Annotated in this window: 10 protein-coding genes; 1 reads left to right on the forward strand and 9 read right to left on the reverse strand. The window is 25.1% G+C overall.

Features of this window, described 5'->3' with window-relative positions:
* Both JXZ92_RS02875 and JXZ92_RS02880 read right to left on the reverse strand, forming a co-directional pair.
* Window positions 1-559, reverse strand: a 559-nt coding sequence (locus JXZ92_RS02875) for a helix-turn-helix domain-containing protein (RefSeq protein WP_205852272.1), incomplete at its 3' end; no start/stop codon positions are given.
* Between the two features lie 518 nt (window positions 560-1,077).
* On the reverse strand, window positions 1,078-6,738 hold the full coding sequence (locus tag JXZ92_RS02880; RefSeq protein ID WP_205852273.1) for an MGA_1079 family surface serine endopeptidase: 5,661 nt from the start codon (window positions 6,736-6,738) through the stop codon (window positions 1,078-1,080).
* 372 nt (window positions 6,739-7,110) lie between these two features.
* On the opposite strand from JXZ92_RS02880, the gene JXZ92_RS02885 reads away from it, so the two are divergent.
* The gene (locus tag JXZ92_RS02885; RefSeq protein ID WP_205852274.1) at window positions 7,111-9,153 is read left to right on the forward strand and encodes a discoidin domain-containing protein; all 2,043 of its coding nucleotides are present in this window, start codon (window positions 7,111-7,113) and stop codon (window positions 9,151-9,153) included.
* Between the two features lie 167 nt (window positions 9,154-9,320).
* On the opposite strand, the gene JXZ92_RS02890 is transcribed toward JXZ92_RS02885, so the two are convergent.
* From JXZ92_RS02890 to JXZ92_RS02920, 7 genes are read right to left on the reverse strand one after another with little or no spacing between them, the layout of a single operon-like run.
* Window positions 9,321-10,700 carry a M17 family metallopeptidase gene (locus JXZ92_RS02890; RefSeq protein ID WP_205852275.1) on the reverse strand — a complete coding sequence of 460 codons (1,380 nt, stop codon included), beginning with the start codon at window positions 10,698-10,700 and terminating at the stop codon, window positions 9,321-9,323.
* 57 nt (window positions 10,701-10,757) lie between these two features.
* The gene (locus JXZ92_RS02895; RefSeq protein ID WP_205852276.1) at window positions 10,758-12,128 is read right to left on the reverse strand and encodes a M17 family metallopeptidase; all 1,371 of its coding nucleotides are present in this window, start codon (window positions 12,126-12,128) and stop codon (window positions 10,758-10,760) included.
* Entirely contained in the window at window positions 12,121-12,513 is a 393-nt protein-coding gene (locus JXZ92_RS02900) for a YigZ family protein (protein WP_241006987.1), read from the reverse strand. Before JXZ92_RS02900 ends, JXZ92_RS02895 begins: the two co-directional genes overlap by 8 nt.
* Window positions 12,506-13,360, reverse strand: a complete 855-nt coding sequence (gene ylqF / locus JXZ92_RS02905) for a ribosome biogenesis GTPase YlqF (protein WP_205852277.1) — start codon at window positions 13,358-13,360, stop codon at window positions 12,506-12,508. The genes JXZ92_RS02900 and ylqF overlap by 8 nt, the downstream gene beginning before the upstream one ends.
* Window positions 13,353-13,631, reverse strand: a complete 279-nt coding sequence (locus JXZ92_RS02910) for a hypothetical protein (protein ID WP_205852278.1) — start codon at window positions 13,629-13,631, stop codon at window positions 13,353-13,355. The genes ylqF and JXZ92_RS02910 overlap by 8 nt, the downstream gene beginning before the upstream one ends.
* A 3-nt stretch (window positions 13,632-13,634) precedes the next feature.
* Window positions 13,635-14,357, reverse strand: coding sequence for an RNA methyltransferase (locus tag JXZ92_RS02915; RefSeq protein ID WP_205852279.1), 723 nt, complete (start codon window positions 14,355-14,357; stop codon window positions 13,635-13,637).
* On the reverse strand, window positions 14,344-14,877 hold the full coding sequence (locus JXZ92_RS02920; protein WP_205852280.1) for a tRNA (cytidine(34)-2'-O)-methyltransferase: 534 nt from the start codon (window positions 14,875-14,877) through the stop codon (window positions 14,344-14,346). The genes JXZ92_RS02915 and JXZ92_RS02920 overlap by 14 nt, the downstream gene beginning before the upstream one ends.
* Between the last annotated feature and the right edge of the window lie 140 nt (window positions 14,878-15,017).

Consider the following 15,017-nt stretch of genomic DNA (forward strand, 5'->3'; position numbering starts at 1 on the left):
CTTCCCAATGTCCAAATACTAGTCTTAAATCGACTTCTTTAGGTCTAGCCCATATTGGTAATACGTATTCAGCACTTTTAATGAGTCTGCTTATTACAGAAGATTGCCGCTTTCCGCCTTTTTTATAGTAAGATCTTAATCTATCTTTTCTGGTTATAATTCATTTATTAGTTTTGAGTCAATTAAAAATAGTTTTTATAGATGGTATTAAAATATTATTGTTTTTACTTTTTACATAATTATATGTAGCCTTAACACCGTGAAATTTTTTATCATATTTTTTCTTAAAATAATTGCTAAATTCTTCGAATTTAAAATTAACATCAAATCTAAAAAGATATTTATGTGATTTTCTTCTCAGCCTTTTTTCTTCGGCAATTAAAAAATTATAATTACCATAATAATCACAATTTTTTCTTATTTCTCTTGAAATCGAAGAAACATTTCTTCTTAAACTTCTAGCGATACTTCGTAAAGAAAAGTTATTTTGAATACTATTTTGTATAAAAAATCTTTCTTCTTTAGTAATTTGATTGTAATTTTTTGTTGTATAATTCATATGGTTCCTCGGTTCATGTGGAGCCATTTTTTTATTAAAAAATTTCAAGTGCTCCACAACTGTATTTTATATTAATTGTGTTGCTCTTGAAATTACAATTTAGCATCAAGCCTACTAAATAGGTTTGATTTTTTAATTCATTTTTAACAACAATATACTTATCATTTTTTTGGTGATACACCAAATATTAATCATTGATAGACATTTTTTATATATTTTAAAAATAGTGTTTTTAATAAAATACTTATTTATTCAACAACTCTAATCGTAATATAATAATCCAAATAAGTTAAGAGAAGATAATTTAATCAACGTCAGTTTTAGAATACTTAATTCATATAACCTAAAAGAAAATATTAAGAAATTTTAGTGAAAATGAAGTAAATTAATTAAGTATTTATAATCGAATAAAAACCTATATTGATTTTATCGATATGGGTTTTGTGACAAATTTAGCTCACCTAACTTATCATAATATGTAACTATGATGTTTTTAATATTTGATTATTTTTTGTAAATTATTCATCTACATCTTCTTCTTTGTAATCATTTTTGAAGAATCATGGAGTACTGAACTTATACGGATGTTTTAAGTTTTCTCTTATAATTTGACTTGCAAAAGAATTAGAGTTGTTAATTTCAAATGGATTTTCACCTTTAAAGTTCATTCCCATATAATTTAATGTCTTAGTTGCGAATGTAGGACCTGACGATTCAACGGCGTGTCAACCTTGACTTCAAGTTGCTACGTATGTATCGTTATCAAGATACATACTTGTTCCAGAACCACCTGATCCTAAGTATATTGGCGGTTTGTAATCGCCGTCTAATTTAATATTTACAAAATCAATTTTTTTGCTTCAATTATTTCCTTCTCCGCCTCTAAAATAAACAGGCCTTCTGTTAATAACTCCTGACATATTACCGCTTGGGAATCCTAAAATCGTTGTATTTTGATTTGAAACAACTTTATTCGATCTTGCTATTAATGGATGAATATCGAACTTTACGTTATTCATTTTATTATTTATATAATCAAGTTTATAAACAATGTTCATGTCACCTTGTCGCTTAGCTTTTTTATACGCTTCTGTAAAATCACCAATAAATACTGTTAAGTCCACTGTAATTTTTTCATTTGAATTATTATTATCTATTTGTTCAACACCGGATCATATAACGGTAGTAGGTATATTCTTTTTATCCATATGTGCATAAAGAACATCATAATAATCGTTAATGTCATTTTTTCTATGTTTAGGAGCTAACAATAAATTAAAGTTTTCTTCATATTTTGTGTTATCTTTGTTTATATCGTTAAAGTTTTTGATTCTACCACCACCAATAACGTGTCTATTTGTGATTAAATAATATCTATAGTCATTAGGATCATTATTTACTTTACCGATTATAGATGTTGATCCAAAATAACCAGGACCTATAAATTGAACAGATCTCATTCAAGTATCTTTAGCTTGTTTTCAATCATCATGTTTATTTCAGTTTAGTGTGTCCACATTGGTTTGGTATCCATTATGAAATTTGAATCATACATTTTGGTTTGGTCAATATTCTGATTCGTTAAGAAATTCAGAATCATTACTAAATAAAATTGGTTGATTATTATCAGTATAAAATACATCGTTATAGTCAAATCTATTTGAATTAACTTCAAATAATTCATCTTGTAAATTGTTTGTGTATTCAATACTTACTTTGGCAGCTGATGGCATTACTACTATTGCGTGATTTGGGTCAAATAGTTGATTTTCTTCAAATTTATAGTCTTCAGGAGAACCGACAACAACTTTTTGACTTCTATCTTTTGTTTGGATTACTACTTTTATACCTTTTTCTTCTTCTCAAATGAAGAATATATCATACACATAATTTTTATTATTAATTTTTGTGTAATGCGGCTCAGTTTTCTCTATTTTTATTATTTTATTTTCTTTTAGTTGGTTTCAATCTATAGTATATGTATAGGTATTATCTGTAAATCAACCCCCATCACCTCAAACCCTTGAATTTTTCTCTCTATCATTGCTTAACAACCCTGCATATATTGTAAAAATAAGTTTAGCGCTAGAAACATTTTTTCTTAACAATGTTTTTTCTATATATTTTTTATCCAAATATCAATATGCATTATTTTCGTTTTTATCTTCTTTCCAAAGAAGGTCCCTTCAAAATGGTTCAATTTGTCTTTTTCTTTTAACTTTATCATGCGAAATATAAATTGTGCTCAAAGGACCTTGTTCGAATTGAGGAGTTTTAATTTGTTTTAAATCAGTTTCAATAAAATCTTTAAATCCTATAACTCTATACCAACTTTTACCTTTTATTTCTTTATTTTGATTATTAAGTATATTTTTGGAATTAATTTTTAATTTAATATACAACTCATTATTTTCAAGTTTTTGTACTTCATCTATTTTTATATCTGACGCTTTAATTCTAAAGTTATTATAATAAATATAACCATCACTTTCTTCTGTTTTTATTGTAAAGGAATTTCTTAATTCATCTTTGTGGTTTTTGAAGTACTCAGCATTATTAGATTTTAAAATTTCTTTATTAAATACTAAATCGTCAAGAGATATATTATTTACAATCACTTCAGGATATATAGCTTGCTCATAGTCGTTTACCAAATTAATTAATTCATATTCTTTGTCATTGGTAAATCTTATATTACTATTTTGTTTATTAATTCAACCAATTTTGAATTTTAATCCTCTTCTACCTACTAATTTAAAGTCGTAAAAGTAATAAAAGTAATTATTAATTAAAGGATTTATATCCATTTCAAATCTAGTTATATTTTCTTTATTAATTTTATCTTTTTCGCTTAAAGGAATATAATCTAATTCATCTTTAATAGTTCCATTAGATTCTATTGTATGTCTACCATTATTGTCATCTCAAAAAGTATTAGATATTTTAAAGAAATAGTTAAATTTATTGAAAGCTTTTTGTTCTATAAAATTAATAGGATTTAAAGTACGGTAGTTTGTAATTACCCCTGGTCCATAACTCACATGACCTTGTGCTAGTCTTCAATGAATTGCAGATTCATTCATTTGATTTATTAAATTAAGAATATTAGTATCGGTTATCTGTGTGTATTTTTGATCATTAAAGTCTGAAGAAGTAAAATATTCACCTTTTGGTTTTATGTTTTCATAATTTAAAAACATAAAATTGTTTATTGTAAATTTGTTGTTAATACCATTTTCAGGTTTGGGCGCTTCAACTCCATTTTCTGTATATCATAATTTTAAATCTGTTCTTCTTCTGAAATCATCAACATTTTCAACTGACTCAATATAAATTTGGTATTTTCCAAATTTAGGAAGATTATAAAATTCGTTAAACTTTTCTATTGCTTGTGAAGCTAAAAAATCAGTATGATTTCATCTATTTGTAGGGTCTTTTAGAGTAATATTAGTAAATAATTTTTCAATGTTGTTTGAATTGATTATTTCTAATATTTTATTTTTATTATTTTCATCTCAGTATTCTTCGAGTGTTGTTTTTCTTGGTACAAAATGTTTAATTGCTGATAAATTTATTGATTTTAAAATTTGGTTATTATATAAAACGTCAACATTCCCGTTTAAAATATTGTTATTGATATTTATATTAGAAATTTTGTATTTAAAAAAATTATTTAGTTCAAATTTAGAATTTTCGAATATTTTACTTCTTTGATTATTATTTAAGTTATTAAATTCATCTAATGTATATGAGTTAAGTAAATCATAATTAATATTAAATAAAGAATCTAATTCGTTAAATGTTATCGCATCAAGTTGGTCTTTTATGCCTCGTTCATATGTTCTAGATTTTTCAAATGTTATAGAAAAATTATCTACACCTTTTATTTTTGCTTCAACTACAACTGTTAGTATTTCTAAGTTATCTCCAGAAACTTTTAAATCCTTAATTGTGTAATTAAATTTATCGTTATCAAAATGATCGAAGAAAAGAGAAGCGTTTTCTAAATTAAATGAACCAGAACTTTTTAATGAATCCAAATTATATTTTGATTCTTCTTCAAAATTATTAAGATTGAATTTAGAAACTGTCATTTCTTCTAAAAGTTGATGTGCTGTTTTTGAAGCGTTGTCTTGTTCGTTTTCAATTTGGATTAATTCATTAATCACTGATTTTAATTTATCTAAATTTAAATTTTCGCTTGTAAAATCATATTGTTTAAGTTGATTTGTAAAAAATTTTCTATGTTTGTTTTTAAACATATAGAAATCAAATTCTTTTTTGCCTAAAATTTGTTTATTTTTTATTTTAAGTTCGAAAGATTGAATTTTATTTAATAAACTTAATATTGAATTGTTTAATTGATCAAAATAAATTTCTTGAGCACCTAATTGATCAATAGTTTTAATTAATTTGACTCTAAATATTATGTCATTTTTTATTTCGTTAATAATTTCAAAACTTTTTATTTTTTCAATTAATAAGTTTGTTTTTTCTTCAAATTTATTTTCGTATTTATTTAATTTTTGTTTTATATTATTAATTTCAAAATTCACTACCGAAGAGTTAACTTCATTTAATAGAGTATTTTTAATTTCGCTTGAAATTTTATTACTATCGGTTATGGATTTAATAAGAGTTTGTTTGTTTTCTGTAAAGCCATCTTCTAATGATTGTAATTTATTATGTTGAATATATTCTTTAATTTCTGTAATCAAGTCACTTATAGCTAATGAGCTTATGTTTTCTTTTAATAAAATTAAAGATTCGTTAAGTTTATTTTCGAAGTCAAATGATGATAGTTCGTAATATTTATTTATATTATTTGCAATTTCAATATTAAAATCATTTTCTAATAGTTTATTTACTAGATTTTCTTTAATTTCTTGATTATTATATGCAATTTGTTTTTTTGAAAAATATATATCTCTTATTATGGAATTTTTTAAATTATATTCATCGATTGAATTTAAATATTCTTCCATTTTATTATTTTGAGAAATTATGTAAATATTTCTAGATTCTGCAAGTTTTTTTCATTCGATAATTTTTTCTTCTAAATAATCATTAAGTTTTGTTATATCGATTATTTTTGCTTCTACTATTTTATTTATTTCATTAGTTAAATTAATAAATTTGCTTTCGTTTGTGAAACTAATATTTATTCCTTCTAAAGCTTTTGTTTGTTTAAATTCGAAATAATCATTTAATTTTAAAATTACTTTAAAAATGTTATTATTAAATATTTCATAATTTGTAATTTCAAATCGGTTGTAGTTCTCTAATATTTTATTTTTAAATTCTATAACATTCTTATTTTTAAAATTTGAAAGTGTATTTGATAATATTTCTTTATATTCATTAACCTTTTGTTCTTTATTTAAAATTGATGTTAAAAGTTCGTTTAATTTATCTATTTTTGTAATATTTTTTATGTTGATATCATTGTAACTAAAGTTTTCTTTATTTATTAAGTTATTTAAAAATGTTCATAACTCATTTATTTCATAACTATTCTTAATAGTATTTATATTAGAAATTTTATTGTATAAGTTAATTGAATTATTAATAGAACTTAAAAAATTAATAATTTTAGTATTTAAATCGATATTCTTATTACTATTTATTAAAACGTCATACTCTGTTAATATATTTTCTTTAAAGTTAGAAAATTTTGGATTAACAAAATGAGAGAATGACTGTTTCAATTCGTTTAGGTTTTTTATTAAATTATTATTTAATTCAGAAATGAATATTGACAAATTATCTAATTTTTCTGAAAAATCTTTAAATTCTAAATTATCAGATTTGATAATTTTTTTATATTTTTCTTCAAATTTATTTAAAATGTAATATTTTTCATCGTTATTTAAATTATTTGAATTTTTAAATAATGTATTTATATTTTTAGAAATTACCACAAGAATACTATTTAACTTTTTATAATATTCTTGATCGGAATACTTTGGATAATTATTCAAAATATTTTTTTCGAAACTTTCGAAAAATTCATCATCATTATTTTGTATTTCAATTTCTAATTGCTTTTTATATTTCTCTCTACTTTGTTCAGGGTTGTTTTTGTTTTTATTAAATAATGCTCTTGAAGTTATGCCTACAGTAATTGCAATTGTTGTTAAAGACAATGCTGCTATAATTATTTTTTTCTTTTTTGACATATTTTTCCTTTTAATTAATATTTATTTTAAATTTTCGTGTTAGTTTGGAGGGTTATTTTTAAACACCGTATAAAAATTTTAATTAATTGCTTGTAGCAATATCATTTAAACATGGTATCACCACATAAATAAAGTTATTTATATTTAGAAATTAGAATCATTTTTTGGTTTTATAATTAATTATAAACTTTTTTTATTTTAATTCTAAAAATTAAATATTAATTACAATTACTATATTTTTTTTATAAAAAAGATGATTTTATCTTTGTTTTTTAACCTTTTATTCACTTTTTATAATATTTATAGTTTAATTTTATGAGTTGCTAAAAGCAACTATTTATATAAATAGAAAATTATTATAAGGAAACAAAAATGAAGTTAAAAAAAAGCATAATACTTTTAACAATTGCTGGAGTCACCGCAGCAGTTGCAATACCAGTATCTATATTAGCTGCTAATAAAGTTAAAAAAGATAATGATAAAAAATTTATTGATGAAAGTTTAAATAAACTAGAAGGTCAAGGAAACCAAGGCGGAGAAGCAAGCCAAGATGGTGGAGCTACAACTCAACCAACTCAACCAAAAGAAGGAGGCGGAGAAGCAAGCCAAGATGGTGGAGCTACAACTCAACCAACTCAACCAAAAGAAGGTGAAACACATAATGGTGAAAGCGAAGGAAACCAAGATTCTAATACTGAAACAACAATAGACCCTGAAAATTTCTCAGGAAGAGATTCTTATGGATATTATGAAAATATAGTATTGGATACTAACCCAGGCGAAAATGAGGTTAAAAACACTGGAGACCAAAGTGTTAACAATTTATTTGATAAAAGTATTAACACTGAATATTGAGTAAAAAGTGGTAAAGAGCCACACAGAGACTGAATATTAGAAAATAACACATTAACAATTAAATTACCAAGTAAGAAACTAGTATCTAAGATTCTTGTTGCGCAGGGTCTATCACGTCCTTCTGATGTTTTAGCTAATTTTGAACTAGAATATCAATCAAAAGATGGTAGTTGAGTTTTATTTAATGATTCTAAAGGTAATAATAATAAAATTCAGTTCTTTGAAAGAAATGACGCTGTTTTAACCGATAAAGTAAGAATTAAAAATAAAAATAACACTCAAGGTTGATGAAGAATTGGTACATTTAAAGTAGGGTATGATGAACCTAATACTAAAATAGATCATAATTTAATTTCACAAAGAGATGATGAAGGATATTATTTAGGATTATCACATAATGCTAATTCTTACGATAATACAAAAGAAGTTTTAAATGCAGATGCAAGATATAATATAGATAATTTATTCGATTCAAAGGCTGACACTGAATATTGAGTTAGAAATGGTAGAGGTTCTGCAGAATTCCATTCAACAGTTAATGGTAATACATTAACCTTAGATTTACCAAAAGAAAAATTAATTAATAAAGTATTTTTCGAACAAGGACAAACTGGAGATACTGATAAATTAACAAATTTTGTTGTGGAATACAAAAATGGAAGTGGAGAATGACAACAATTTAGTAATCAAAAAGGAAACAGTGATAAATCACAAACCTTTAAAATAAATAAACCTGTTTTAGCAACAAGTGTAAGAATAAGAAATATTGATACTATTCAACATTGATGAAGAATTGGTACATTTAAAATAGGTTATGATATCCCTATGGAATTAACTAAAGAGAATGCTAAAAATAAAATTTCTATTAGATTTAATAAAAAAGAAATAACATGAGAAAGTAAGAATAATATTTCAAATGATAACATAGAATTTAATGTAGAACAAGGATTTGAAAACGAAATAAAAAATGTTTTATTTAAAAACATTGAAATTGAAAATAATCAAATATTTTTAAACTATTCATTTAATTTCAATGATGAGACTGTTGATGCAAAATATTTAATTGCAACAAAATCAGATTTTAATACATATTCTGATAAATTTGAAATAAAATCAATTATGAGTCAAGATAATGGTTGAGGAACATTTAGATTACTTGCAAAGATTACAGATTCAAGTATAACTTTTGATAATCTTAAAAAAGACGGAAATCAACCTGATCCTTCTTTATTTAGATCTGATATCATTGTGTACTCTGTTGATAAGAACGGTTCAAGAGCTGCGGGTTCAAACAATAACATAAAACCATTTATAGAAAATAGAAATACTAATGGTGAATTTATAATTCAAATCGCAAGTTGAAATCCTTTAAAAAATCACTTCTTACATTTAGAATATCAAGGTAAAACTATAAAATATAATATTTTTGATGCTATTTACAATGTAAATAAAGAAAATGGTGATTATACAGTTATTGAAAATGCACATAATAAAGAATATGTATCTTCTGCAAGCGAAAAAGATGCTATTGCAAATGGATTATATGTATTCCCTAGATAATAATGATCTTAGATAAAAATAAAAAACAAAAACACAATCAAAATTTCATTAAATGTGTTTTTGTTTTTTTATATATCTAAAAATTAAATATTAACCATAAACGATATACTTTATATACTTATGATTAAAAAAGCTTAAGAGATTTATTCTTAAGCTTTTTTAATTTATTATTTGTTTGAGTTTAATGCTAGTTGAACTAATGTTTTAACCATAACACCTGTTGGTCTACCACCGATGTCAGCTGTACCAGCCACATCTAGGTGAATATATTCAACACCTTCAGTAAATTCTTTTAAGAACATGGCTGCTGAAGAACTACCAGCTCCTGCACCACTTAAATCAGTATTTTTTAAGTCAGCAACCGGAGAGTTTTTAATTTCTTTTGCATATGCTTCGTCAAGTGGCATTCTTCATACTAATTCATTTTGTGCATCAGAAGCATCTTTAAGTTCTTTTCATGCTTGTTCAGATGTTGCTCAAACACCTGTATATGTGCTTCCTAAGGCAACAACTATTGCTCCTGTAAGTGTAGCTACATCAACTAATCTTGTTGCTTTTAAGTTTCTAACAGCATATGTTAAACCATCTGCCATTACTAAACGACCTTCGGCGTCTGTATTGTTAATTTCAACAGTCTTACCATTCATACTTGTTCAAACTGAGTCAGGTAAAGAAGCATCACCGTTTACTCTGTTATCTGTGATAGCCATAACTGCAGCAACATTTGTTTTTGGTTTTAACTGTGCAATAGCTTTTAATGCACTAGCAACAAATGCTGAACCTGACATATCAAATTTCATTCCTAACATTGAACGACCTGGTTTAAGTGAGTAACCGCCACTATCGAATGTAATACCTTTACCTACATAAACAGTTTTTTCTTTTGAATCAGGATTTCCATTGTATTCAATAACTACAACTCTAGGTTCGAACATACTTCCGCGGTTAACTGAAAGTAATAATCCCATTCCTAATTCTTCGATTTGTGATTTATTTAAAACTGTTACTTTTAAGTTATCGTATTGAGCTAAGTCTTCTTGGACTCTTTTTGCTAATTCTTCAGAATTTAAAATGTTTGGAGGTGTAATTTGTAGGTTTCTTGCAAAGTTAACAGCTTCTAAAAGAATGTTTGATTTGTTTAATTGTTCTAATTCTTTTTCTGTTGCTTTTTCGCTTAATAAGCTTACATTAAATTTATCATCTTTTTTGTTTGTTTTGGCGTTGTAAATTTCTGCTGTTACATAAGAATATGCTTCTGTAAAAGCCTTAACAACTTCTGCTAGACTAACTTTTTCTGTTACGAATGTATCCAAGTTAACTTGTAAATCACGTCCTAAATTTGTAAATAATCCTTTTGCAAAATTATATAATGTAGAAAACTTTAAGTCTTCTTTTTTACCTAAGAAAACAAATGATTTGTTTTCGTTAAAATAATCAGTAACTACTGAATTTTTTTCTATTAATGATTTTGGATATTCTTCGCCTTTAAAAATGGCGCTTAATAATATAGAATCATTTCTTTTATTATCTATTAAATTAATTTTCATAATATTTCCTTTCTAGTATTTAATATATATAGTTTAAATTTTACAACTTTTTTTATATTAATTTTGATATTTTAGTGCAAATTCAACTAATGTTGAAATTAATTCACCTTGAGGTTCTCCGCTTCTATCTGCTGTACCCGCTACATCACAATGAATAAAATCAATATCTTTTGTAAATTCTTTTAAGAACATCGCTGCCTGACTTGAATCTGGACGAACAGTTTTTGATCAGTTAGCTAAATCAGCAACTTTAGATCCTTTGTTTCCTTTGTTGTAATCTTCATGAAGTGGCATTCTTCAAACTTTTTCATTAGCTTCTTTAGAAGCAGATTCAAATTTTTCTCATTTTTCATCATTTGTACTTCAAATACCTGTGTAAACGCTACCCAAAGCTGTTAAAATAGATCCGGTTAGTGTTGCTACATCAATAATTGTTGTAGGTTTTAATTTTTCTGCTGCGTAGTAAATTCCATCAGCTAAAACCAAACGACCTTCGGCATCTGTATCAACAACTTCCACTCATTTGCCACTCATTGAACGATAAACATTCTCAGGTAGTGATGCATCTGAGTTGATTCTATTATCTGTGATAGCCATAACAGCAGAAACATTAACCTTTGCTTGTAATTGCGCTAATGTTTTTACTGCATAAGCGCTAATTACAGAACCAGACATGTCGTATTTCATACCATCCATGTAGTAACCTTTTGTATTTACACCACCTGTGTCAAAAGTAATCCCTTTTCCGACTATTGAAATGCTTTCTTTGGATTTAGGGTTACCGTTGTATTTGACAACTACAACTCTTGGCTCGTGTGTGCTTCCTTTGTTAACTGATAATAATAAACCCATTCCTAATTCTTCTATTTCTTTTTTAGTTAAAACATCAATTGTTAAGTTTGGTATACCACTAAAATCTCTTGTGATTTCTGAAGCTAATTGTTCAGAATTCAAAAAGTTTTCAGGCATAATTTGTAAATTTCTAGTTTTTTGAATATTTTCGGCCAATACAAAAAGTTTTTTAGTTAACGATGCAAATTCTTTGTGGCTTTGTTCATCTAAAATTAAGAATAATTTTTCTTTCTCTTCTTTTTCTGTTTCTATTGATTTTTTAAATAATTTTGCTTTTGCAAAATAACTTTTAAGAATAAAAGTTCTTAAAAGTGTTTTCATATCGTACATACTTAAAAAGTCTGATAATAAAATTTCATAACTTCTTTTGTGTGAAGATGCAAAATTTAATGCAAAATCAGCTAAAGCGTCTACCGTTTGGTGTTCTTTATCGAAAAACACATATGAAATTTTGTTTTCTAAATCTTCAGTTAAAACAAAATTTTTCTTTGTTATGAATTTAGGAAATTCTTTTCCTTCGAATGCAGGTTTTAAAACTTGATTTTTACCTGTGTTTTTTTTGATTAATTTAATCATTTTTTGTCTCCTTTAAATATTTATCTATTGCTTGTGAACTTGATATTCTATATGCTTTAATTAGTCCTCCGGCACCTAGTTTTATGCCACCAAAATATCTAATCACAACAACTAATACATTTGAAATATTTTTTATTCGCATTAGTTCAAACATGGGTCTACCAGCAGTATTTTTAGGTTCTCCATCATCGCTAAAACCACCTGATTCGACACCATCATTATTTATTATATAACTGTAACAAATATGTCTTGATTTTTTATGTTCTTTTTTTAACTGGTTTAAAATATTTTTTAATTCTGTTTTTGATTCAAATCTAAAAATGTAAGAAATAAAACTAGATTTCTTAACCTCATATGTGATTGGATCAAAAATAGGTTTAATCAAAAGTTACGCCTGACATATTTTTTACTAACTGTATAAAATGATTTTGCGCTTTTTCTAAATCTAGTTTACCCTTTTCTTTATAAAAATTAAATTTGATTGCATAATCATGAAATAATGAGTAAATTTCTTTATCGTCATTAGAAGGTTTTAATCCTCAATTTTTTATTATAGTTGGATAATATTTTGATAGAAGTGCTCAAATTTTTGTAGCAACAAACTCTCTACCAAAATTTTCGCTTTTAATTGAACCAATTGCAAGTAACTTAATAGCGACTTCCTGATCATAAAATTTAGGTAGTAATATACCGGGTGTATCTAAAAATAAAAATTCACCATTAACGACTCATTTTTGTTTAGTTGTTACACCAGGATAATTTGCAACTTTTAATTTCGAAGTTGGAGAAACTAAATTTATTAAAGTAGATTTGCCACAATTTGGTATACCAACAACAAATGATTTTATTTTTGTTTGTATCAATCCTTTTGCTTTGTTTCTTTCAATTCTCTCTTGACTCATTAATTTAAGTTTTTTTAAAATTATATTCTTTGATTTATTTTTTCTTAAATCTAATCAAAGAATATGTTCACCCTTAAATCTTTTTGTAATTGCATCTTTTTTACTTTGATCCATCAAATCACTTTTAGTTATTATGAATAATCTTTGCTTTTGAGGAGCGATTTTATCAAAATCTTCATTATATGAACTAATTGGACATCTTGCATCTAGTACAACGATAAAGATATCGGCAAGCGTTGCGTTTTCTTTTATTTCTCTAATCCCTTTTGCCATGTGTCCGGGATATCAATTAATTAAATTGTTGTATTCTTTTTGGTTTTCGTTATTCATTTTTTCCTTTTTTGATATCAGATAATTGTGTTTTCAATCTAATTAAGTCAAATTCTAGTTGTTCCTTTTTTGTTTGAATTTTTATTAATTCTTTTTCTAATTCTTTTTTTTGCTTTTGTTCAATTTCTAAGTCGTTCAATAAAATACTAATTTCTGAATAAATTTTTTCTAGTAGTTTATCGATTTCAAGAGTACTATAACCTTTTAATGTTATTGGAATATTTACATTTTGAATATATTCTAAAATTTTAAAATTGCTTTTTTTATTCATTGTTTATCCGTTTCTTATTTTATTTAAAATTATGGCAGCACTCATAGAGACGTTTAAACTTTCAAAACTAATTGGTATATAGATTTTTTGATCAAGTAGAGCAATTATATTTTTATCAATTCCTAGACCTTCATTACCAAAAATAATAACCATATTTTCGTTATTAAAATATGTGTCATTAAGTTTTGTTGAACTTTTATCTAAAAGTGTTCCATAAATTTCAAAACCATTTTTTTTAAGTTGTTTAATTGTGCCTATGCTATCTTTAGTTTCTACTATGTTTATTGAAAACATCGCACCTTGTGACGAACGTATTATTTTGTCATTATAAGGATCTGTGTTTTCGACTATAACAGTATCAAAATCGAATGCTTTTGCAAGTCTAAAGATGGTTCCGATATTCCCTGGATCTTGAACATTATTTAATAAAATTACTTTATTTATTTTAATATTATTAATCTTTTTGTTATTGCATAAAGCGAAAATAGGTTGTGTTGTTTTTGTTGGTGAAATATAATCTATTAAATGTTCTTCAATTAATGTGGAATTTTTATATTTTTCATTTCCGGGTATTTCAAAAATTTCTTCAATAATTCCGGAATTTTTAGCTTCTTCAACTAAGTGATAACCAAAAACTAAAAACTTTTTATTTTCTCTTCTATATTTTTTATCAAGTAATTTTTTTAAAAATTTAATTTTAGGATTCTGTCTACTACTTAAAATCATTTTCGATTAGAAAATCTTTCCCTTTTTCTACTTCAAATAATGATAAGTCTTTAAAGTCTAATTGTCTCATAACTTCAAATCCTAAAATAGAAACGCAGTTTGCTAAATTAATTGATCTCATTGCAGAAACCATAGGTATTCTCAAACAATTATCGATATTATTTTTTAAAATTTTTTTATCTATACCGGTTGATTCTCTACCAAACATTAATCAAATTTCTTTATTTTGATTAAAGACGTTTTTATAATTTATATCAGTATAATTTTTTAATCCATATCTTGTTATGTAGTAGATGTTTTTGTCGTGATATTTTTTTGCAAATTCTTCGTAAGATGAGTGTATTTCATGTTTAATATCAGAAAGCATTCTGCCTGCACCATATCTTTTTAGATATTTTGGATGCAAATCAAAACTAGTAGGTTTTATTATGTGTAATTTCATACCCAAAGCAAAACAAGTTCTGATAATATTACCTGTATTTGGGAAAATTTCAGGTTGATAAAGTACGATATTAATCATTTTTTCTCCTTTTGTTAATATATTATTTAAATTATATATTTTTTATTATTTTTAGTGCATAAAATGTAGGATAATATGCGTTTTAAATATTATTTTTACTAAAATTAAATTTAATTTTTTATTTTTTCTACAAAAAAATA

This window comes from Mycoplasma sp. CSL10137 (assembly GCF_017116845.1).
Classification (GTDB): Bacteria; Bacillota_I; Bacilli_A; order Mycoplasmatales; family Metamycoplasmataceae; genus Mycoplasmopsis.